This is a genomic window from Streptomyces sp. NPDC046716, from assembly GCF_040645755.1.
Taxonomy (GTDB): Bacteria; Actinomycetota; Actinomycetes; order Streptomycetales; family Streptomycetaceae; genus Streptomyces.
Map to the genome: position 1 here is coordinate 13,808 of NZ_JBEYYU010000046.1, position 19,083 is coordinate 32,890.

A 19,083-nucleotide genomic window follows, 5' to 3' on the forward strand; every position below is an offset into this window, starting at 1 on the left:
ATCCGGACGCGTACGGGACGGAACGTGGGAGCGTGGGGCCGACCCGGTCCCCACGGACACCATCCTTGAGAGAGGCACGTCGTATGCGTGACGCGTACCACGAGGAACTTGACTCGATCGGCGAGGGCCTGGTCGAGATGGCCCGCCTTGTCGGGTCGGCGATCGGGCGCGCCACCACGGCCATGCTCGACGCCGATCTGAAGCTGGCCGAGACCGTGATCGCCGCCGACCAGAAGGTCGACGATCTGCAGCACGAGCTGGAGGCGCGGGCCATAGCCCTGCTGGCGCGCCAGCAGCCGGTGGCCACCGATCTGCGGATCGTCGTCACCTCGCTCCGCATGAGCGCCGACCTGGAGCGCAGCGGCGACCTGGCCCAGCACGTCGCCAAGCTGGCCCGGCTGCGCTTCCCGGAGCGGGCCGTCCCGCACGACCTGCACGCGACCATCCTGGAGATGGGCCAGCTCGCGCAGCGCCTGATGGCGAAGGCGGCCGAGGTGATCATCACCAAGGACGTCGATCTGGCGATGCAGCTGGAGCAGGACGACGACGAGATGGACCTGCTGCACCGCACGCTCTTCCAGCACCTGATGGACGAGAAGTGGAAGCACGGCATCGAGACGGCGGTCGACGTGACGCTGCTCGGCCGGTACTACGAGCGGTACGCCGACCACGCCGTGGCCGTCGCCAAGCGCGTCGTCTACCTGGTGACGGGTGAGCACGCGGACGACGTGCAGGCGGCGGCTTCGGCGCCCGCGCCGACGGGCGAGGGCGCCTGACCGCTCGCGCCCCGGTACGCGGACGAGGGCCCCGCACCCTGCTACGGGTGCGGGGCCCTCGTCCGTCAGCGGTCAGCCGCAGCAGCCGCCGCACTGGCAGGGCGCGCCGGACTGGCAGCCACAGCCGCAGCCGGAGCCGCAGCCGCAGGCGCCGAGCAGCACCAGCTCGGTGACCGGGCGGCTCACTTCGACGAACGTCTCGGGTGTCTGGTCGGGCCTGGGGGACTCGGCAGCCATGGTTCCCTCCTCGATGGACCTGTGTGGACCTCCGTGGCGGAGAGCCTCATCCATTGCATGCCCCGACCGGCGGGCGCATCAACGGCGCACATGAGCAGAGAAGCCGGCCGTGCCGCACCGCACATCACCGGGGAAACTCCCTCCCCATATGTCACAGGCATGCCCTACGCTGCCCCCTGCAGCCGCGCCCCGGTTTCCCGGACGTCGCGCGGCACTTCTCTCGTCCCGGCCGTCGGCCGGGACTCTTCAGTGGGGGTACGACTGTGCGCAAGCGCAGCATCACTACCGCGACGGCGCTCGCGGTCTTCTTCAGTTCGGCCGCGCTCGTCGCGGGGGCGACGGGCACGGCCGCGGCCGACACCGACCGGGCGATCTCGCTGAACGAGCCCTGGGACACGGTCGTGGACAGCGCGCATCAGCGGCTGTTCTTCAGCGACCGCTCGGGCTCCAAGATCGTCGCCACCGGCCTCGACGGGCAGCCGGTGGGCACCCTGTCCGGGCTGAACTACGTCCAGGACCTCGAACTGACGCCCGACGGCAGCACCCTGTACGCGGCCGTCGCCGAGGACGACAAGATCGTCGCGATCGACCCGGCGACCCTCAAGGTCACGGCGGAGTATCCGACCGGGGCCGACAGCAGCCCCTCGAAGGTGGCGTACGCGGGCGGAAAGCTCTGGTTCTCCTACGGGGACCAGTGGGACTCCGGGCTCGGCGCCGTCGACGTGGGCGCCGAGACGCCGACCGTGACCCTGGACCTGGCGGGCGACCACGACTTCTCCGGCCCGCCCATGCTGTACGCCGTCCCCGGCGACCCGGGCACCCTGCTGGCGCTGGACGCGCACATCAGCTCCGGCCCGATCGTGGTGTACGACATCTCGGGCGGCACCCCGTCGATCAAGGTCTCCGCCGAGAAGGGCGGCTTCTACAACGACGCGGCGTTCATGCCCGACGGGACGTCGTTCGTCGTGGCGGGGCCCGGCAACCGCGCCCTGACCGAGTACCGGCTCTCCGACCTCGCCGAGCTGCGCACCTACCCGGTGCCCGACGAGCCGGAGACGGTGAGCGTCGCCCCGGACGGCACGGTCGCGGCCACCGTCATGGACACGGAGGACGCGGGCGACACGTACGTCTTCTCCCGCGGCGCAGACCAGCCCGCCAGCGTGCGCAACCTGTCGCACTCCTGGATGCCCTGGCTCGGCCACACCACGAACTGGTCCGCGGACGGCTCCCGGCTGTACGTGCTCTCCGGTTCGAACGACGCCACCCGGTTCCACGCGGTCGACGCCCCGCGCAAGTACTCCGTGACCGCGTCGGCCGCCGCCCCCGCCAAGGCGACCCGCGGCAAGCCGCTGACCGTCACCGGCACCCTGAAGACGACGCTCCCGCTGCCCTCCGGCACCCCGCTGACCGTCACCCGCACCGACCTGGACTCCCCCGGCGGCAAGTCGCTGGGCACCAAGTCCCTGGGCGCCAACGGCAAGTTCAGCTTCACCGACACCCCGCCGGCCGGCGGCAAGGTCACGTACAAGGTGACGTACGCGGGTGACGCCACGTACACGGCGGCCTCCGCGTCGGACACCGTCGAGGTCTCCCGCAGCACGCCCGCCCTGACGCTGAACAAGAACGGCAACGTCTACTCGTACGGCGCCGACGTCTCCTTCACCGCGCACCTCGGCTCGACGTACAAGAACCGCACGGTGGAGATCTGGGCGAACCCGTACGGCGGCGACAAGCCGAACAAGCTGATCAGGACGGCGAAGGTCAACTCCAGCGGAAACGTCTCCGCGACCGTGGACATGAAGCGCGACACCACGGTGAGCGCGGTGTTCGCCGGGGACGCGCGCTACGCGCCGAAGACCGTGAAGGTGACCGCCTACGCGCGCGTGAAGGTGTCGAACTCGATCTCCAAGCACTACAAGACGGGGAAGGTCGGCTCGCACACCTACTACTGGTTCCACAAGAAGACGAGCCCTGTGGTGACCACGACGATGTCGTACTACAAGGGCCGCAAGGAGCGTCTGGAGCTGGAGGTCTACTACAACGGCAAGTGGTACGACTCCGGTTCGCAGTACTTCAAGCTCGGTACGAACGGCAAGGTGGCCGTGAGTCTCGGCGCTCCCGGTGAGGCGGGCGTCAAGGCGCGCGTGCGCTCCTCGTACATCAACAACTCGTCCGGGGACAACGTGAACTCGACGACGCACAGCTCCTGGAAGTACCTGTACTTCACGAAGTGACCTGAGCCCGCGCCCAGCTGGTCTACGGTGCCCCGATGACCCACGTGATCGTCCTCAACGGCGGCTCGAGCTCCGGCAAGACCAGCCTCGCGCGCGCCCTCCAGGAGGAGCTGCCCGGCATCTGGCTGACCCTGGGCACCGACACGTTCGTGGCGGCGTTGCCCGCGACGGACGCGGGGATCGAGTTCGGGGCCGACGGGACGGTGACCGTCGGCCCCGGATTCCGTACGGCGGAGGCCGCGTGGATCGCGGGCGTCGCGGCGATGGCGGCGGCCGGGGCGCGGATCGTCGTGGACGAGGTGTTCCTCGGCGGCGCCGCCTCCCAGGCCCGCTGGCGCACGGCGCTCGCCGCACACGCCCTGGACGTCCTCTGGGTCGGCGTCCGCTGCGCCCCCGAGGTGGCGTCCCGCAGGGAAGCGGCCCGGGGCGACCGGATCACCGGGATGGCGGTGCGGCAGGCCGAGTCGGTGCACGAGGGTGTCACGTACGACGTGGTGGTGGACACGGGGGCGAGTGCGGCGGGGGTGTGCGCACGGGAGATCGCGGGAAGTGTCGCTCTCGACTGAAGCCGCGCGCAGCGCAGGCTTTCAGGGGCGCGGAGAACCGCGCGAGAAGCGGCCACCGGACCGCGGATCGCGACGAACTCCCCTGGGGCAGACGCGGATCCGTCAGGGGCGCGGGGAACCGGGCGCCGAGCCACGACGCCCCCGCACCCTGCGCCGCACCACGTCCGCACTCGCCCCGAGCGCCAGCCCGAACATCGCGAGCCCGACGAAGACGACCGGATTCACCCAGCCCGGAACAAGCTCGGTCCCCTCCCCCGCCGAGGTCACACACTGCGAACTGACCGGCAGGGCCGCCCGCGTGACCACATGGTCGCCCCGCACGCCCAGGGCGGCACACATCTGATCCGGATCGAGAATGTAGAACCCGGACATGAGCCCCCACGCATACGCCCCGAACGCCGCCGCCCCCGCCATGACCAGCACCAGCACACAGGTCCCGCCACTCGGCGGATGCCACCGCAACGTACCGAGCCGCAGCCGCTGATACCCCCGCCGGACCAGCAGGGCCCCGGCCCCCGCCACCAGAAACGGCGACACCAACGGCGCGAAGACCAACACCACGAACAAACCCCTCAGCACACTGTCCACGCCGGTCCGACTCCGCGGGGGCGGGAAGGGTTGCCCTGGGAGACCGGCGAGAACCCAGGGGTTTCCGTAGCGTGCTTCCCGTGACGCACACGCCCCCGCTGCTCTTCCTGGACGTCGACGGGCCCCTGATCCCGTTCGGATCCCCGGCCACCGGCACCGGTCCGGCCCCGGAACCGGGCCCCGGCAATCCCCTGCTCGGCCGGCTCGACCCGACCGCCGGCCCTCGCCTGCTGGCACTCGGCTGCACCCTCGTCTGGGCCACGACCTGGGAGCACGAGGCGAACGATGTGGTCGCCCCGCGCATCGGTCTGCCGCCGCTGCCGGTGGTCGAGTGGCCACCAGGCCCGGCCGACGGCGTCCCGCGCGGACTGCACTGGAAGACCCCGGCCCTCGTCGCGTGGGCCGGACGCCGCCCGTTCGTCTGGATCGACGACGAGATCGGCGCGATGGACCGCCAGTGGGTCGCGGCGACGCATCCCGGGCCCGCCCTGCTGCACCGCGTCGACCCGGCGACAGGGCTGACCGACGAGGACTTCACGGCACTCGCCGACTGGCTGCGCGCGCCGTCCTGACCCCGTTGTCAGTGCCGGATGCCACAGTGGCCGACATGACCGACACCGCCACGAAACCGCTGCTGCTGACCGACATCGAGCGTGCTGTGCGCGTCAGTTGGGATGCCGAGACCTGTACGCCCGAGTACCGCGCGCGCTGGACGGGGGAGAATCCGGCCCGGGACCAGTGCGGGGTGACCGCGCTGGTTCTCCACGATCTGCTCGGCGGTGATCTGTTGCGCGGCGAGGTGCACGTCGACGGGGTGCGGGTCGACTACCACTGGTGGAACAGACTGGGCGACGGTCTCGAAGTCGACCTCACCCGGGAGCAGTTCGCGCCGCACGAGATCGTCACGCCGGGGACGGTGATACCCCGCCCGCCCAACTCCGGGCTGCGCAGACTGCGGGAGGAGTACGAGCTGCTGCGCGAGCGCGTGCTCGACCGGCTCGGGGCCGCGTAGGTCAGCCCTCGCGCAGGTACGCGATGCCGGTGTCGAGCGCGGCCCTGAGATGGGTGGAGTCACCGGTGGACATCATGATCGTCACGCCGCCCTGGATCCCGGCGAGCAGCGCCCCGGCCGTACGGTCCACGTCGAGGGAGGCCCGCACCAGACCGCCCGCCTGCACGGCACGGATCCCGCGCGCCAGCTCCGCCTGCCACTGCCGCATCAGCTCCGTGACGATCGCCCGCGCACCCGGACTCGACCGCCCGACCTGGAGGAACAGCGCGCCCAAGGGGCAGTGGTCGCCCTGGAGTTCGTAGCGCTCCACCACCACGTCCCGCCACCGCTGCCAGGACTCCCACGAGTCGAGGCGGCCCAGATGCGGCTGCTGGTCCTCGATCACCCGGTCGGCCTCGAACCGGGCCACGGCGAGCAGCAGCTCGTCCTTGCCGCCGGGGAAGTAGTGGAAGAGCTGGCTCTTGCTGGTGCCGGTCCGGGCGCGGATGTCGTCGAGCGTCGTGACGGAGACACCCTGCTCCCGCAGGACCTCCGCCGCGCCCTCGACGATCCGGGCCCTGGTGGCACGCCCCTTCGCGGTCAACGTCTCGGCCACGACCGACCTCTCCTTCTCGCCCCACACTCTGGACTTGCTGGTCCATTTTATGCGGAGCACGGTGGTCACCGTCACCACGACCGATCACGGTCACGATCACCAGGGAGCGCATCATGAGTGGACGACTGCACGGCAGGACGGCGCTGGTCACGGGCTCGACGAGCAATATCGGCCGGGCCATCGCCGAGGTGTTCGCGGCCGAGGGCGCCCACGTCGTCGTATCCGGACGCGACGCGCACCGGGGCGCCGCCGTCGTCGACGGCATCCGCGCGGCGGGTGGCCGGGCCGACTTCGTGGCGGCGGACCTCGACGGCTCCCCGGGTGCCTCCCGCGACCTGGCGGCCCGGGCCACCGAGGCCCTCGGCGGCCGCATCGACATCCTGGTCAACAACGCCGGCGTCTACCCGGCGCCCGGCACGGCCGACACCACCGAGGAGACCTTCGACCTGGTCTACGGGGTGAACGTGAAGGCCCCCTTCTTCCTGACCGCCACCGTCGCCCCCGCGATGGCGGCCGCGGGCGGCGGCACGATCATCAACCTCGGCTCGTGGATCACCCGCCTCGCCGTCCCGCTCGGCGCCCTCTACAGCTCCACGAAGGGCGCGATGGAGACCCTGACCCGCGCCTGGTCCGCCGAGTTCGGCCCGCAGGGCGTCCGCGTCAACGCCGTCTCCCCCGGCGTCGTCCTCCCGCCGTCCCCCGAGGGCACCGACCCCCACCCCGGCGAGGCGATGATGCACGGCACCCCGGCGGGCACCGTCGGCACCCCGGACGCCATCGCCCACGCGGCCCTCTGGCTGGCGAGCGACGAGGCGTCCTTCGTCCACGGCACGGTGGTGGACGTGGACGGCGGCCGGACCGGGGTGGCGGTGGTCGCGGCGTAGCCCGGCAGCCCCGACCGTCGGCTCCGGGGACGGCGATCACCGATTCTGGCAAGATCATGCCAAACAGTCGGGCCGTCCGTCCTCATGCGTCCGGCCCACCGGCCGATCCGGATCACCTCCGCTCGAAAGGTTCCGCCTCATGCGCATGAAGAGACTGCTCACCGCCGGCGCCGCCACGCTCGCCGCCACCGCCGGAACCCTGGTCGTGGCCTCCCCCGCACAGGCCGTCGACTGCGACCACGTCTGGTACACCGACGAGTCGGACTCGATCGGCTCGGTCGACCAGGGCGGACGCCTGTGCTTCGCGGAGCACGGCGACTACGTCTACCTGGCCGACTACGACGCCGACGGCTACAGCGTCCTCCTCGGCGTCTTCATGGACGGCACCGGTCAGCTCCTGTACACGCTGAAGGCGTCGGGCGCCGGCGACGTGCAGACCGCCAACGCCGGCGACGGCATCGCCTTCCACAACCTGCCCGAGGTGGACATCAGGTTCCGGATGTACCTGACCAAGTCCGGCTCGGGCCCGGTCGGCGACGTCACGCACGTCGTGAACAACGACCACTGACATGAAAACGCCCCCGATCCGCGCCGAAAGCGCAGGTCGGGGGCGTGATCACGCGAGTTACTTCTTCTTGCCCTGGGTGTTGCCGGGGATCTTGGCGACCTGCGTTTTTGCAGCTCCGGGGCATGGTCACGGTCGTCTGACTGGTCGTCATTGGTCGTTGTTGGCCGCTGTTGAGCGGCGTCGGACGGCCCAGGGACGGCCCATCAGCCAAGCCTCGTCCCGTCGCCCCCAGTTGGGCGCGTGCCGCGTGGAATACATCGAGCCCAACCCAAGACAGCGATCACTTGTTCACCTGCTTAGCGATCAGATCTAGCTTGGCAACAACCGTCTCCCGATCGAGCGCGATGCCTTGAACGACATCGAGATCAATTACGTAAGTCAGAGGCTCAACTGCCCCTGAGGGGCCCTTCGACTTGACCGTTACGGTGTACTGACGGGGAAGGTCAGCCTTTTCGAAGAAGCGCGGCCCGAAGGAGAAAAACCACTCTAGTCGGCGGTGCGGCGGCAAGTGCGGGATCTTGCGCGCAACGGCACGCGCGAGATTTTCATCCCAGTCGCTTCGCTCACCTCCCTGAAGGGGTGGTGTAACGCTTAGCTCGACGTCCCGAGCTACCGTCGGGCCGATATTTTCCACGGTAAAAACAAGGAGGCCAGACCCCCCGGCACGAGGTTGGATATCGGCAACCACATACGGTTCTGTCGATTCCCTACGCACGCGTTCGCCCAGCCTCAATTGTTGACGGCTATAGACAGCCTGCAAGCGGGAGTAGACCAGAGCGGGAACACTGATCAAGACGGCAATGACAGCGAGGACGTTGCTCATAGCCGGAGGGTACAACCAGTCACAGTCTCCACGGCAGGGTTCAACGAATGAGCCACTCATGCACGAGTATGGCCAGGTCAGCCTGCGCCGAGCGTCAGGAACCGCAGTCGGGCCGTAGCGTCGCCCCGGGGGGCGTGTCGGGCTCATGCTGCGGCATCTTCACCAAAATCGTGTTGCGGCCAGACCGGAGGCGTTGCCACTTGGTTTGAGATGATCGAGCCACCTCGTACATGTATGTGGTCCGACCAAGGCTAAGCAGCTTCGCGGCATCACCGATGCCCTGCGGATCCCAAATGTCGAGCAATTCCCGCTTCCCTTCGGGGATCGCGACGAGGTGTTCGAGATTCCGAATCGCGGACTTCACCTCGTCAATGCCAGGGAAGTACGGGAGGGCGTGAGCTTCCACTCTTGCTCTAGCAATGGGATCCAAAATCGCAAACACATACGGCTCGCGCTGCTCATAGTCCGTCACATCTATGTCATCAAGTGCTGCCATGTATCGGTTACCGGCATCTGCAGCATCCATGAAGTGCTGGAGCGTGGTCTCAAATCGGTTGATATTAAACTTAACGACTTCCAGTTTGGCTTCCCATTGAACGCGGTCTTGGGCAACCCCTCGTTGAGTCCACCGCGTCACTCCACCAACGATCAGCGCCGCCCCAGCCGTGATCAACGGCGCGATGGTCGCTACAGAGGCAAGGTGCATAGGTGCATGCTGCACCACAGCCTTCGTTCCGCGTGGGCGAATACCCGAACCCCCACTACCCCCAGCTCCCATCCCGTCCGCCGTCGACCCACACACCGTGGAGCGGGCGTGGTTCAGGGGCGTCAAGGTGGAGCGCGCCACTGTACGAACGACCTTGACGCCCCTGGGCCGCGTCTGCTCGGCTCTGCCTGGGTCGATGGTGGACGGGATGGGAGCCCACCAACGCTCGCCACGATGTGCCCGCGGCCGGGAACGGCGCCCCCTCCCACCCGGTGCCGGCCGATCCCCCGCCGGAGGCATCGTCCGTGACCGTGGGCCGAAGTCGTCGGGAGCTCGCCTCATGACCTCCGGGCCTATCCACTGTGGGCGGGCGTAGGCGGGAGCGGGGCGGAGCGGGCCGAAGGCAGGAGCGGCAGCCCCAGCGGGAGCCGGGAGCCCGCCCGGCGGAGCGGAGCGCAGCCGGGTGCTTGATGAGGTAGAGAAACCCGTAACAGCCCCCGGTCTAAAAGGGCTGAGGACTGGGTGCCTCATCGGCGAATCCGTGGTCCGCTAGCCGGGCTGAACGCTGGGCAAGCCATCCCGAGACTCGTGGTCCACCGTTGACTGCGCTGCCTTGGCGAACTGTCCTGACGTGCTCAAAGCCCTGGCGCAAGTAGTAGTTCTGGAGTGCCGTATTGGTGGTCCAGGCGTCGAGTCGTACCCACTTTGCGGACGCTTTGTAGGCCCGGTCACCTGCCCAATCGAGAAGCCTGCCACCCACATTCAGCCCCGCGTACTCACGAGAGACTGTGAGCTTGTTGACGAACAAGGAGGGATCTTCCAACTCATCGGCAGACCACAACCCCTCCTCCGCTTCTGGCGTGAGGGTGATCGTTCCTGCGGTCTTCTTGCCATCACGGACCATGAACACGGTCCCGGCCTCGATGGTGGCCAAGAGGCGATCTGCCGGATACGGGCGGCTCCATTGATCACTACCAAGCTCACTGATCCAAGACGCTGCCTCCTCCCGGAAGTTGAGGAGAAGCTGAAGGTCATCAGGGGAGGCAAGAGTGATCTTCACTGGGGCTCGTTCTCATCTCGGGCGGAGAGATCACCGATCTCATAGTTCATACGGTTTAGATCGCCCCGGAAGGTTGTGATCGTGCAGCGGATCGGGCGGGTAGCGGAGTAGCCCGTCCGGGTCCAGAGGAGGACCGGGACACCAGCTCCTATGTCCAAGAGCCTGGCTTCCTCCGGGGTCGGCATGCGGGTAGCAATCTCGTCGGCGTAACCGATCTGCTCGACCCCTGCGCTCGCCAAGTAGCGGGTCGTTCCTTCAGCAATGTCTCCAGGCTCGGTCAGACGCGGCGCCTGGTCGACGAGCCAGTCTGGATAGTGCGTGGCCTGCGTCGACCACGGCACATCGTCGACGAACCGGTGACAGAACCGAAGGACTGCCCGAGAATCCGCATCGACCTTGAGGCGCTGAGCGATGTACTCCGAGGCGGTTGTCAGCTCGACCCGGAACGTCTGATGCGGACGCCTACCAGCGTTCGTCACGTCCGTTGAGTAGGCGTCACCGTGCTGCGGAAAGTCGAGGTTCTCGAAGCGTGAGGCGTTGAGTTCGAAGACCTCGTGCTTGCGCACCTCATAACCAAGACCTTGGCTCGATGAGATCAGCCCTTGGCTGACCAGGAGATTCAGCCCAGACCGGACCGTGTTCCGGGACGCGTCGAAGCGAGCCGACAGCTCACTCTCCGAGGGGAGTCGCGCGCCGGGCCCGTAGGTCCCGCTGTCGATCTCTCGGCGCAGTGCGTCGGCCACTTGCCGGTACTTCGGCTGCTTGCTCATAACCCCATCATGACGCACTCGCTCAACTTGTTGGTACATGTGCGGCCGAAATGCTTGACGGGTCACATCCGGCGGGGCAGCATCGTCATAGCAGCTTGTACCAACAAGTTGAGCATGCGGACCGAATGGTCTGAGTGCACAAGCCAGGGAGCGGCCTCCCACCGCCAAGTAGTCAGCCGCTCCCCAGACCCTCAAGGGGCCTTCACATGATGCCTGCTACCGCCCGCAGCCTGCACGGTCTCCCGAACCTGGCTGACGCCGACGAGTCGGTTTGCGAGGACTGCGACGGCCTCGGCTGCGTTGTTGACGAAGACGGTTCCTTGTCCGGCACGGTTGGGCTGATCGTCCCGTGCCGCTGCGCCGAACTCGACGAGAGCTACCCGGTCACCATCGGCCCCGAGGATGAGCCGGTTCCCGGGTACTCCGCGATGCGCTTCATCCCCGCCTCGGCCCCCGAGCCGCTGACCGCTCCGCTCTCCCGCACCGATGACGCCGAAGTGATCCCCTCGCCGTGCTTCGCGTGTGGGGCTGAGGTCGACGGGTGGCGCTACGTCCGCGTGGACGACTGCTTGGTCCTCACGCACGACGGCAACACCCTGTGCCCGAAGTACCTGGCCTTCGACTGGGCGAACGGCGAGCCTCGCACCCTGGCCGTCAAGGCGGTGGCTGCGTGACGGACTTCCCCGTCGCCCCCGAGGCCGTGGCCGGTGCTGCGGCCTCCCTGGGCACCGACCCCATCACCCTCGCCGACCTGCTTCGGGTGGCCAACGCCCCGGGCTTCGATCGCTGGCAGGAGCAAGTACGCCGTACCGGCGGCTGCTCGCACCCGATCCGGCTGACGGGCCAGACAGTCACCCGGGACGCCAAGACCCACGACGTCCTCTACTCCTACAGCACGGAGAACGAGCCGGGCGGCATGCTCCGGGTCGCCTGCGGCAACCGCCGGGCCTCCCGCTGCCCCTCCTGCGCCTGGACCTACGCGGGCGACGTCTACCACCTGATCCGCGCCGGAATCACGGGCGACTCCCGCATGGGCATCGCGGGTGAGATCCGCCAGCACCCGGGCGTCTTCGCCACCCTGACGGCTCCCTCCTTCGGGCCGGTCCACAACCGCCCCTCCAAGGGCCGCTGCCGCTGCGGGAGCTCCCACGCGGAGGACGATCCCGCACTCGGCACAGCCCTCGACCCCAGCCGGTACGACTACGCCGGGGCGGTGCTGTGGAACAACCACGCGGGGGACCTATGGCGACGGTTCACCATCTACCTCCGTCGCGAGGTCGCCGCCCGCGCGGGCCTGACCCAATCGGCCCTGAAGGAGGTGTGCCGGGTCTCCTTCGGCAAGGTCGCCGAGTTCCAGAAGCGTGGCGCCGTGCACTTCCACGCGGTCGTCCGCCTCGACGGTCCCGACGGGCCCGACGCCCCTCCGCCGGCATGGGCCACGGTCGCTCTCCTGGACGACTCCATCAAGGCCGCCGCCGCCCGCGTCGCCGTCCCACTGCCCGCCTCCGACGACGTCCCCGCCCGAGTGCTGCGGTGGGGCTCGCAGATCGACGTCCAGGCCATCGGGAGCATGGAAGGGGTCGAGCTGACCGACCAGGCGGTCGCCTCCTACGTCGCGAAGTACGCCACCAAAGCGGCTGAGGCCACCGAGACCGTTGACCGCCGGATCGGTGAACTCTCGGAACTCGACAAGCTGGCCCTGCCCGCGCACACCCGGAGCCTGATCGAAGCCTGCCGCGACCTCGACGACGCCTACCCGGATCGGCTGCTGTGGCGCTGGGCTCACATGCTCGGCTTCCGCGGGCACTTCATGACCAAGTCCCGGGCCTACTCCACCACCCTCGGCGAACGCCGCCAAGTCCGCGCCGACTTCCGCGCCCGCCAGGAACGCCGCGAACGGGGCCTGCCCGAAGACCTCGACGACTCGGAGGGCTCCACGCTCACCCTCGCCCACTGGACCTACGCCGGACAGGGCCACACCCCCGGCGAATCCTGGCTCGCCGCCACGATCGCACGCGAGGTCCGCGACAACCGCGAGTTGGCCCGTGAGGTCCGCGCCGACCTCGACGACATGGAGGTGTGGGCATGACGCGTCCGCTCCCTGAGCGCTACCTGACCCCGGTCGACCTGGCGGACCTCCTGGGCGTTCCGATCGAGACCGTCTATCAGTGGCGCCGCAAGCGCACCGGACCGCGTGGATTCCGCGTCGGCCGGCACATCCGCTTCGACCCCGAGGACGTACGCGCCTGGGTCCAGGCCCAGATGGAAGAGGCCGCCTGATGGCCGGACACATCCAAGACCGCTGGTACAAGACCGAGCCCGGCCCGAACGGCAAGCCGGTCAAGGTCAAGAGCGACCGCCACGGCGCGGGCCTGCGCTACCGCGCTCGCTACGTCGGCCCGGACGGTACGGAGAAGTCCAAGAGCTTCCCCGATCGACAGAAGCGGCTCGCTGACCAGTGGTTGGCCCACACCGAGGCCGACATGGCGCGCGGCCAGTACATCGACCCCCGCGCCGCTCGGATCACCTTTCAGCAGTACGCAGAGCGTTGGGTAGCGACTCAGGGCGCCGACCCCAACACCCAGGCCTCGATGGAGTCCCAGCTCCGACTACACGCCTTCCCGTACGTGGGATCGCGTCCGCTCGGCTCCTTCCAACCGGCCCATATCCGGGACTGGGTGCGGCAGCTGCAGGAGAACGGCGTACGGGGCTCGTATGCCCGGACGATCTACTCCAACGTGCGTGCCGCGCTCTCCGCGGCTGTCGACGACGGGCACCTGCCCCGGAACCCGTGCGCCGCTCGCTCGGTCCGACCCCCGACCGTCGACACCAAGCGGGTCACGCCGTGGACCCCGGAACGCGTCTTCGCCGTCCAGGCCGCCATGCCGGAGCGGTATCAGTCCATGGTCGACCTCGGCGGCGGCTGTGGCCTTCGGCAAGGAGAGATCCTCGGTATCGCCGTCGATGCGATCGACTTCGAATCGGACACGCTCCACGTCGTCCAGCAGCTCAAGTTGAGCCGGAGCAAGCCCGTCTTCGCCCCGCCCAAGGGCGGCAAGCTCCGGGACGTCCCGCTCCCCGGTCCCGTTGCTGATGCCCTGCGGGCCCACATGAAGCAGTTCGCGCCGGTTGAGGTCACCTTGCCCTGGAAAGTCGCCGACGGACCGCCGGTGACCAAGCGGCTCATCTTCACCGGTCCTCGTGGCGGGCACGTCTGGCGTACCTCGCTCAACGAGGAGGCATGGAAACGGGCTTTGGCCGCTGCCGGAGTGATCCCGACGCCCAAGTGTGGTGAGACCTACGCGGAGTCGCGCGAGAACGGAATGCACGCCCTGAGGCACTTCTACGCCTCGGTGCTCCTGGACGCCGGGGAGAGCATCAAGGCCGTCGCCGAGTACCTCGGGCACTCGGACCCGGGGCTCACGCTCCGCGTGTACGCACACCTGATGCCGTCGAGCCAGGAGCGGACCCGAAAGGCGGTCGCCGCCATCTTCGGTCCGGCCCGACCAAGCACCTGACGGCCCAGCGACGGCCCCAGGGCAGCAACAAGCCCCCTACTAGCGGAGAACCCGCAGGTAGGGGGCTCGAAGCGTCGGGCTTACTTCTTCTTGCCCTGGTTCTTCACAGCCTCGATCGCCGCCGCGGCCGCGTCCGGGTCCAGGTACGTGCCGCCCGGCTTCACCGGCTTGAAGTCGGCGTCCAGTTCGTAGGCCAGCGGGATGCCCGTCGGGATGTTGAGGCCCGCGATGTCGGCGTCCGAGATGCCGTCCAGGTGCTTGACCAGGGCGCGCAGCGAGTTGCCGTGCGCCGCGACCAGGACCGTCCTGCCCGTCAGGAGGTCGGGGACGATGCCGTCGAACCAGTACGGGAGCATGCGGACGACGACGTCCTTGAGGCACTCCGTCTGCGGGCGCAGCTCCGGCGGGAGCGTCGCGTAGCGCGGGTCGGAGAACTGGGAGTACTCCGCGTCGCGGTCGAGCGCCGGCGGCGGGGTGTCGTACGAGCGGCGCCACAGCATGAACTGCTCCTCGCCGAACTCGGCGAGGGTCTGCGCCTTGTCCTTGCCCTGGAGGGCGCCGTAGTGGCGCTCGTTCAGCCGCCACGAGCGGTGGACGGGGATCCAGTGGCGGTCCGCGGACTCCAGCGCCAGCTGGGCCGTGCGGATCGCGCGCTTCTGGAGCGAGGTGTGCACCACGTCGGGGAGCAGGCCGGCGTCCTTGAGCAGCTCACCGCCGCGGACCGCCTCCTTCTCGCCCTTCTCGTTCAGGTTGACGTCCACCCATCCGGTGAACAGGTTCTTCGCGTTCCACTCGCTCTCGCCGTGACGGAGGAGGATCAGCTTGTACGGTGCGTCGGCCATGGAGCCGAGCCTAATCGACGCCTGTGACGCGCGCCGATTGACGGTCCCCGTCAATTGAGTGGCCGACGAAGCTACCCGGGTCGTAAGTTGTGCAAACCTTCCGCACCGCTTACTTCTGCCCCGGGGGATGCACCCATGTCAGTCGCCGCGCTCAGACGTGCCTCCAAGGAGGCGGTCGCCGGGCTCCCCCGCGAATTCTGGTGGCTGTGGACCAGCACCCTCGTGAACCGGCTCGGCGGCTTCGTCCTCACCTTCCTCGCTCTGTACCTGACCGCCGCGCGCGGGTTCTCGGCCTCGTACGCCGGTCTGGTCGCCTCGCTCATCGGGGCGGGCGGTGTCATCGCCTCCATGCTGGGCGGCGTGCTCGCCGACCGGCTCGGGCGGCGTCCCACCCTGCTCGGCGCGCAGCTCGCGACCGCCGCGACCGTCGCCGTTCTGGCCTTCGTGCGCGACCCGGTCTCCATCGCCGTCACCGGCTTCGCGCTCGGCCTCGCCTCGAACGCCTCACGGCCCGCGATCCAGGCGATGATGGCCGACATCGTCCGCCCGGAGGACCGGGTGCGCGCCTTCTCGCTCAACTACTGGGCGATCAACCTGGGCTTCGCGATCTCGTCGGTGTATGCCGGTTTCTTGGTCGCGCAGAGCTATACGTTCGGCTTCCTCGTCGAGGCCGGCATGACGCTGGCCTGCGCCTGCGTCGTCTTCGTGAAGGTGAAGGAGTCGCGGCCCGAGCCGGGCCCGCGGATCTCGGCGGCGCCCGCGGTCACCATGGGCACCGTGCTGCGCGACGGCCGGTTCATGGTCATGGTGGGGCTGTCGTTCCTGGTCGCGGTCGTCTTCACGCAGAGCTCGGTCGGCCTGCCGATCGTGATGGGCGAGAACGGGTTGAGCAGCTCCGACGTCGGCCTGGTCGCCGCCGTGAACGGCATCGTCATCGTCGCCCTGCAGATCCCGCTGACCCGGTTCATCCAGCGCCGCGACCCGGGCCGGCTGCTCGCGGTCTCCTCGCTCCTCATCGGCTACGGCTTCGCGCTCACCGCCTTCGCCGGGTCGCTGGCCGCGTACGCGCTGACCGTCGTGGTGTGGACGCTGGGCGAGATGGTCAACGCGCCCACCCAGTCCGGGCTCGTGGCCCGGCTCGCGCCCGCCGAGGGGCGCGGCCGCTACCAGGGCGTCTACACGATGTCCTGGGCCGCCGCCGCGCTCGTCGCGCCGCTGGCCGGCGGCTGGGTGCTCGACTCCGCCGGTGCGGGCTGGCTGTGGGCGGGGTGCGCCGCGCTCGGCACGGTCACCGCGGGCGGGTACTGGGCGCTGATGCGCGGGCTGCACGCGGAGGGCTCGGTCACCGAGGTCCAACCGGCCGCCCCGGCGCGGGAGTCGGCCGGCACCCCGGAGAACACCCCGGCGTGAAGCGGGACTTGTTCGGGTACGTACCCGAACATGCCCGAAGCACCAAGGACCGCCCCGGGAACGGACGAACCGCCCAGAACCCGCGTGGGCGGCATCGAGGTCGACGTCCCGAACAGCATTCCGGCGATCCGTGCGGCCCTCACGCCCGAGCGCCGCACGGAGTTCGACCAGGACATCAACGCCGCGGGGGTCCACGAGATCCACGCCGTCATGCGGCACTGGATGCTGGAGGCGGTGCCCGACCCGGAGGCCGACGCGATCCTGGCCCGGCTCGCCCGCGACGAGGCGGAGAGGCGGGGCCCGGCTTGAGCCGTCGCCGCAGGCGCAGCCCCTGCCGCATCGCGTACGCACCGCCCGCCGACGACACCCTCGTCAAGATGGCGGACCCCGACGCCTTCCGCGCCGAGATGCTCCGCACCCTCGCGCACGACCCGTACGGGCACGGCTCCTGCTCGGTGGCGGGCGAGCGCGACCGCCGGGAGGCGACGGTCGGCGGGGCGATAGTCCTCTACTACGTCTCCGGGTCCGTCCTCACGGTCACCGTCGTCCGCATGGTCGCGCTCAGCTAGCCGACTGCTCCGGTTCGGGGCGCTCGATCAGGTGCGTGAACGCGTCCAGATTGCGGGTCGATTCGCCGCGCGAGACCCGCCACTCGTACTCGCGGCGGATCGCGCTCGCGAAGCCGAGCTCCAGGAGCGTGTTGAACGCGCCGTCGGAGGCTTCGAGGACCGAGCCGAGGAGCCGGTCCAGCTCGTCGGGGGTGACGGCGGTGAGCGGCAGCTTGCCGGTGAGGTAGATGTCGCCGAGCCGGTCGACGGAGTAACCGACCCCGTACAGGCGCAGATTGCGCTCCAGGAGCCAGCGGTGCACCCCCGCCTCGTTCTCGTCCGGGTGGCGGATCACGAAGGCGTTCAGGGACAGGCTGTGCCGGCCGAGCCGCAGCGAGAGGGTCGTGGACAGCTTGCGGGTGCCCGGCAGCTTGACGACGTACGCGCCCGGCTCCGGGCTCTCCCACTCCAGCTCGGCGTCCTTGAGGAACGTCTCGACGACCTCGGATGCCTCGTGTGCCGGGTGCTGGTCAGCCATGGTGCGAGAGTACGTGACGGCGGTGTTCCTGCATCGCGGCGGTGTAGACGTCGGCCGTGGTGGCGGCGGCCGTGTCCCAGCCGAAGAGCTGCGCGTGCCGGGCCGCCGCGGCGCCCATGCTGTCCACGAGGTGGGGATGGTCGGCGAACTCGCGCAGCACGCGCGCGTAGGCGGCCGGTTCGTGGCCGTCGACCAGGAAGCCGGTCTTCTCGTCCCGCACCGCCACCGGCAGTCCGCCCACCGACGCGGCGAGCACCGGCGTCCCGGCCGCCTGCGCCTCTATGGCGACGAGCCCGAAGGACTCGCTGTAGGAGGGCATGACGAGCAGGGAGGCGGCCCGGAACCAGTCCGCGAGCTGGTCCTGGCCGACCGGCGGGTGGAACCGCACGACGTCCGAGATGCCCAGCTGGGCGGCGAGCTTCTGGAGCGCGGCGGGCTTGGCGAGGCCGGAGCCGCTCGGGCCGCCGACGACCGGCACGACCATGCGCGTGCGCAGCTCGGGGCGCTCGTCGAGCAGCACCGCGACGGCCTTGAGCAGGATGTCGGGCGCCTTCAGCGGCTGGATGCGGCCCGCGAAGAGCGGGATCAGGGCGTCCTGGGGCAGACCGAGGCGGGCGCGGGCGGCGGCCCGGCCGTCGGCGACCCGGAACCGCTCCAGGTTCACCCCGGGGTGCACGATCGCGACCTTGCCGGGGTCGGCCTCGTAGTGGTGGATCAGCTCGTCGGCCTCGCCCGCGGTGTTGGCGATCAGCCGGTCGGCGGCGCGCACGATCTGGGTCTCGCCGATGACGCGGGCGGCCGGCTCGGGGGTGTCGCCCTCGGCGAGCGCGGCGTTCTTGACCTTGGCCATGGTGTGCATGGCGTGCACCAGCGGGGCGCCCCAGCGCTCGGCGGCCAGCCAGCCGACGTGCCCGGACAGCCAGTAGTGCGAGTGGACCAGGTCGTAGTAGCCGGGCCGGTGACCCGCCCAGGCCTGCATGACCCCGTGCGTGAAGGCGCACAGCTGGGCCGGGAGGTCCTCCTTGGCCAGGCCCTCGTAGGGGCCCGCGTCGACGTGCCGGACCAGCACGCCCGGCGCCAGCTCGACCTCGGGCGGCAGGCCGCCGGTGGTGGCCCGGGTGAAGATCTCGACCTCGATGTTGATCGCGGCCAGGCGCCTGGCCAGCTCCACGATGTACACGTTCATGCCGCCCGCGTCGCCCGTGCCCGGCTGGTGCAGGGGCGAGGTGTGGACGCTGAGCATGGCGACGCGGCGGGGGCGGCGCTGCGCGCCCGGGAAACGCAGACGGGCGGGGCCCGCACCCGCTCCGGTGCGGCGGAACCTGGACACGTACTGACTCACGTGCGGTCCTCCTGCTGGCGGCTCTACTCGGCTCTGCCGGGCCCGTCCGCGGGCACGGCTGAAGGA

The 19,083-nt window shown here is 69.5% G+C and carries 24 protein-coding genes; 14 read left to right on the top strand and 10 right to left on the bottom strand.

Annotation, left to right across the window (positions count from 1 at the left end; translation table 11 throughout):
• Positions 1–83 precede the first annotated feature (83 nt).
• Complete coding sequence (phoU, locus tag ABZ930_RS29035; protein ID WP_361553944.1) at positions 84–776, top strand: phosphate signaling complex protein PhoU; 693 nt, start codon at positions 84–86, stop codon at positions 774–776.
• 72 nt (positions 777–848) lie between these two features.
• Here phoU and ABZ930_RS29040 read toward each other — a convergent pair whose 3' ends face one another.
• Entirely contained in the window at positions 849–1,013 is a 165-nt protein-coding gene (locus tag ABZ930_RS29040; protein WP_361553946.1) for a hypothetical protein, read from the bottom strand.
• Positions 1,014–1,276: 263 nt separating this feature from the next.
• On the opposite strand from ABZ930_RS29040, the gene ABZ930_RS29045 reads away from it, so the two are divergent.
• Positions 1,277–3,247 (top strand): Ig-like domain repeat protein, encoded by a 1,971-nt coding sequence (locus ABZ930_RS29045; RefSeq protein WP_361553949.1) that lies wholly within the window; start codon positions 1,277–1,279, stop codon positions 3,245–3,247.
• Positions 3,248–3,282: 35 nt separating this feature from the next.
• Positions 3,283–3,813: an AAA family ATPase gene (locus ABZ930_RS29050; protein WP_361553952.1), complete on the top strand. Its 531-nt coding sequence runs from the start codon at positions 3,283–3,285 to the stop codon at positions 3,811–3,813.
• 102 nt (positions 3,814–3,915) lie between these two features.
• On the opposite strand, the gene ABZ930_RS29055 is transcribed toward ABZ930_RS29050, so the two are convergent.
• The gene (locus ABZ930_RS29055; protein WP_361553955.1) at positions 3,916–4,401 is read right to left on the bottom strand and encodes a hypothetical protein; all 486 of its coding nucleotides are present in this window, start codon (positions 4,399–4,401) and stop codon (positions 3,916–3,918) included.
• An 80-nt stretch (positions 4,402–4,481) separates the two neighbouring features.
• On the opposite strand from ABZ930_RS29055, the gene ABZ930_RS29060 reads away from it, so the two are divergent.
• Positions 4,482–4,973 (top strand): HAD domain-containing protein, encoded by a 492-nt coding sequence (locus ABZ930_RS29060; protein WP_361553957.1) that lies wholly within the window; start codon positions 4,482–4,484, stop codon positions 4,971–4,973.
• 35 nt (positions 4,974–5,008) lie between these two features.
• Complete coding sequence (locus tag ABZ930_RS29065) at positions 5,009–5,413, top strand: hypothetical protein (protein ID WP_361553959.1); 405 nt, start codon at positions 5,009–5,011, stop codon at positions 5,411–5,413.
• Position 5,414: 1 nt separating this feature from the next.
• Here the strand turns inward: ABZ930_RS29065 and ABZ930_RS29070 are convergent, their stop codons facing one another.
• Complete coding sequence (locus ABZ930_RS29070) at positions 5,415–6,008, bottom strand: TetR/AcrR family transcriptional regulator (protein WP_361554109.1); 594 nt, start codon at positions 6,006–6,008, stop codon at positions 5,415–5,417.
• A gap of 113 nt (positions 6,009–6,121) precedes the next feature.
• Between ABZ930_RS29070 and ABZ930_RS29075 the strand changes: the two genes are divergently transcribed.
• Entirely contained in the window at positions 6,122–6,892 is a 771-nt protein-coding gene (locus tag ABZ930_RS29075; protein ID WP_361553961.1) for an SDR family oxidoreductase, read from the top strand.
• 139 nt (positions 6,893–7,031) lie between these two features.
• Positions 7,032–7,460 (top strand): hypothetical protein, encoded by a 429-nt coding sequence (locus ABZ930_RS29080; protein WP_361553963.1) that lies wholly within the window; start codon positions 7,032–7,034, stop codon positions 7,458–7,460.
• Between the two features lie 280 nt (positions 7,461–7,740).
• Here the strand turns inward: ABZ930_RS29080 and ABZ930_RS29085 are convergent, their stop codons facing one another.
• From ABZ930_RS29085 to ABZ930_RS29100, 4 genes are all read right to left on the bottom strand, one after another.
• The gene (locus tag ABZ930_RS29085) at positions 7,741–8,283 is read right to left on the bottom strand and encodes a hypothetical protein (protein WP_361553965.1); all 543 of its coding nucleotides are present in this window, start codon (positions 8,281–8,283) and stop codon (positions 7,741–7,743) included.
• A 94-nt stretch (positions 8,284–8,377) separates the two neighbouring features.
• Complete coding sequence (locus tag ABZ930_RS29090; RefSeq protein WP_361553967.1) at positions 8,378–8,989, bottom strand: hypothetical protein; 612 nt, start codon at positions 8,987–8,989, stop codon at positions 8,378–8,380.
• A 502-nt stretch (positions 8,990–9,491) separates the two neighbouring features.
• Positions 9,492–10,049 (bottom strand): GNAT family N-acetyltransferase, encoded by a 558-nt coding sequence (locus ABZ930_RS29095; RefSeq protein ID WP_361553969.1) that lies wholly within the window; start codon positions 10,047–10,049, stop codon positions 9,492–9,494.
• Positions 10,046–10,819 (bottom strand): GntR family transcriptional regulator, encoded by a 774-nt coding sequence (locus tag ABZ930_RS29100; RefSeq protein WP_361553972.1) that lies wholly within the window; start codon positions 10,817–10,819, stop codon positions 10,046–10,048. Before ABZ930_RS29100 ends, ABZ930_RS29095 begins: the two co-directional genes overlap by 4 nt.
• Positions 10,820–11,025: 206 nt before the next feature.
• Here ABZ930_RS29100 and ABZ930_RS29105 point away from each other — a divergent pair, with 206 nt between their 5' ends.
• The 4 genes from ABZ930_RS29105 to ABZ930_RS29120 are packed head-to-tail and all read left to right on the top strand — an operon-like array spanning position 11,026 to position 14,337.
• Positions 11,026–11,493, top strand: coding sequence for a hypothetical protein (locus tag ABZ930_RS29105; RefSeq protein ID WP_361553975.1), 468 nt, complete (start codon positions 11,026–11,028; stop codon positions 11,491–11,493).
• Positions 11,490–12,908 carry a replication initiator protein RepSA gene (repSA, locus tag ABZ930_RS29110; protein ID WP_361553978.1) on the top strand — a complete coding sequence of 473 codons (1,419 nt, stop codon included), beginning with the start codon at positions 11,490–11,492 and terminating at the stop codon, positions 12,906–12,908. The genes ABZ930_RS29105 and repSA overlap by 4 nt, the downstream gene beginning before the upstream one ends.
• On the top strand, positions 12,905–13,099 hold the full coding sequence (locus tag ABZ930_RS29115; protein WP_361553980.1) for a helix-turn-helix domain-containing protein: 195 nt from the start codon (positions 12,905–12,907) through the stop codon (positions 13,097–13,099). Before repSA ends, ABZ930_RS29115 begins: the two co-directional genes overlap by 4 nt.
• Positions 13,099–14,337 (top strand): tyrosine-type recombinase/integrase, encoded by a 1,239-nt coding sequence (locus ABZ930_RS29120; protein ID WP_361553983.1) that lies wholly within the window; start codon positions 13,099–13,101, stop codon positions 14,335–14,337. The genes ABZ930_RS29115 and ABZ930_RS29120 overlap by 1 nt, the downstream gene beginning before the upstream one ends.
• 80 nt (positions 14,338–14,417) lie before the next feature.
• On the opposite strand, the gene ABZ930_RS29125 is transcribed toward ABZ930_RS29120, so the two are convergent.
• The gene (locus ABZ930_RS29125) at positions 14,418–15,179 is read right to left on the bottom strand and encodes a phosphoglyceromutase (protein ID WP_361553986.1); all 762 of its coding nucleotides are present in this window, start codon (positions 15,177–15,179) and stop codon (positions 14,418–14,420) included.
• Positions 15,180–15,314: 135 nt separating this feature from the next.
• On the opposite strand from ABZ930_RS29125, the gene ABZ930_RS29130 reads away from it, so the two are divergent.
• From ABZ930_RS29130 to ABZ930_RS29140, 3 genes are all read left to right on the top strand, one after another.
• On the top strand, positions 15,315–16,589 hold the full coding sequence (locus tag ABZ930_RS29130) for an MFS transporter (protein ID WP_361553988.1): 1,275 nt from the start codon (positions 15,315–15,317) through the stop codon (positions 16,587–16,589).
• Between the two features lie 30 nt (positions 16,590–16,619).
• On the top strand, positions 16,620–16,898 hold the full coding sequence (locus tag ABZ930_RS29135; protein WP_361553991.1) for a hypothetical protein: 279 nt from the start codon (positions 16,620–16,622) through the stop codon (positions 16,896–16,898).
• Between the two features lie 68 nt (positions 16,899–16,966).
• Complete coding sequence (locus ABZ930_RS29140; RefSeq protein ID WP_361554112.1) at positions 16,967–17,158, top strand: hypothetical protein; 192 nt, start codon at positions 16,967–16,969, stop codon at positions 17,156–17,158.
• On the opposite strand, the gene ABZ930_RS29145 is transcribed toward ABZ930_RS29140, so the two are convergent.
• Both ABZ930_RS29145 and mshA read right to left on the bottom strand, forming a co-directional pair.
• The gene (locus tag ABZ930_RS29145) at positions 17,151–17,675 is read right to left on the bottom strand and encodes a YbjN domain-containing protein (RefSeq protein WP_361553994.1); all 525 of its coding nucleotides are present in this window, start codon (positions 17,673–17,675) and stop codon (positions 17,151–17,153) included. The genes ABZ930_RS29140 and ABZ930_RS29145 overlap by 8 nt on opposite strands.
• Positions 17,668–19,017 carry a D-inositol-3-phosphate glycosyltransferase gene (mshA, locus tag ABZ930_RS29150; RefSeq protein WP_361553997.1) on the bottom strand — a complete coding sequence of 450 codons (1,350 nt, stop codon included), beginning with the start codon at positions 19,015–19,017 and terminating at the stop codon, positions 17,668–17,670. The genes ABZ930_RS29145 and mshA overlap by 8 nt, the downstream gene beginning before the upstream one ends.
• Positions 19,018–19,083: the final 66 nt, after the last annotated feature.

Bases quoted from the DNA above. Each gene is read 5' to 3' on its own strand.
- ABZ930_RS29120 (WP_361553983.1), top strand. From the start codon at position 13,099: ATGGCCGGACACATCCAAGACCGCTGGTACAAGACCGAGCCCGGCCCG.
- ABZ930_RS29145 (WP_361553994.1), bottom strand. From the start codon at position 17,675: ATGGCTGACCAGCACCCGGCACACGAGGCATCCGAGGTCGTCGAGACG.
- ABZ930_RS29115 (WP_361553980.1), top strand. From the start codon at position 12,905: ATGACGCGTCCGCTCCCTGAGCGCTACCTGACCCCGGTCGACCTGGCG.
- ABZ930_RS29135 (WP_361553991.1), top strand. From the start codon at position 16,620: ATGCCCGAAGCACCAAGGACCGCCCCGGGAACGGACGAACCGCCCAGA.
- phoU (WP_361553944.1), top strand. From the start codon at position 84: ATGCGTGACGCGTACCACGAGGAACTTGACTCGATCGGCGAGGGCCTG.
- ABZ930_RS29100 (WP_361553972.1), bottom strand. From the start codon at position 10,819: ATGAGCAAGCAGCCGAAGTACCGGCAAGTGGCCGACGCACTGCGCCGA.
- ABZ930_RS29085 (WP_361553965.1), bottom strand. From the start codon at position 8,283: ATGAGCAACGTCCTCGCTGTCATTGCCGTCTTGATCAGTGTTCCCGCT.
- ABZ930_RS29125 (WP_361553986.1), bottom strand. From the start codon at position 15,179: ATGGCCGACGCACCGTACAAGCTGATCCTCCTCCGTCACGGCGAGAGC.
- ABZ930_RS29075 (WP_361553961.1), top strand. From the start codon at position 6,122: ATGAGTGGACGACTGCACGGCAGGACGGCGCTGGTCACGGGCTCGACG.
- ABZ930_RS29140 (WP_361554112.1), top strand. From the start codon at position 16,967: ATGGCGGACCCCGACGCCTTCCGCGCCGAGATGCTCCGCACCCTCGCG.
- ABZ930_RS29105 (WP_361553975.1), top strand. From the start codon at position 11,026: ATGATGCCTGCTACCGCCCGCAGCCTGCACGGTCTCCCGAACCTGGCT.
- ABZ930_RS29130 (WP_361553988.1), top strand. From the start codon at position 15,315: ATGTCAGTCGCCGCGCTCAGACGTGCCTCCAAGGAGGCGGTCGCCGGG.
- ABZ930_RS29040 (WP_361553946.1), bottom strand. From the start codon at position 1,013: ATGGCTGCCGAGTCCCCCAGGCCCGACCAGACACCCGAGACGTTCGTC.
- ABZ930_RS29065 (WP_361553959.1), top strand. From the start codon at position 5,009: ATGACCGACACCGCCACGAAACCGCTGCTGCTGACCGACATCGAGCGT.
- ABZ930_RS29090 (WP_361553967.1), bottom strand. From the start codon at position 8,989: ATGCACCTTGCCTCTGTAGCGACCATCGCGCCGTTGATCACGGCTGGG.
- ABZ930_RS29050 (WP_361553952.1), top strand. From the start codon at position 3,283: ATGACCCACGTGATCGTCCTCAACGGCGGCTCGAGCTCCGGCAAGACC.
- ABZ930_RS29080 (WP_361553963.1), top strand. From the start codon at position 7,032: ATGCGCATGAAGAGACTGCTCACCGCCGGCGCCGCCACGCTCGCCGCC.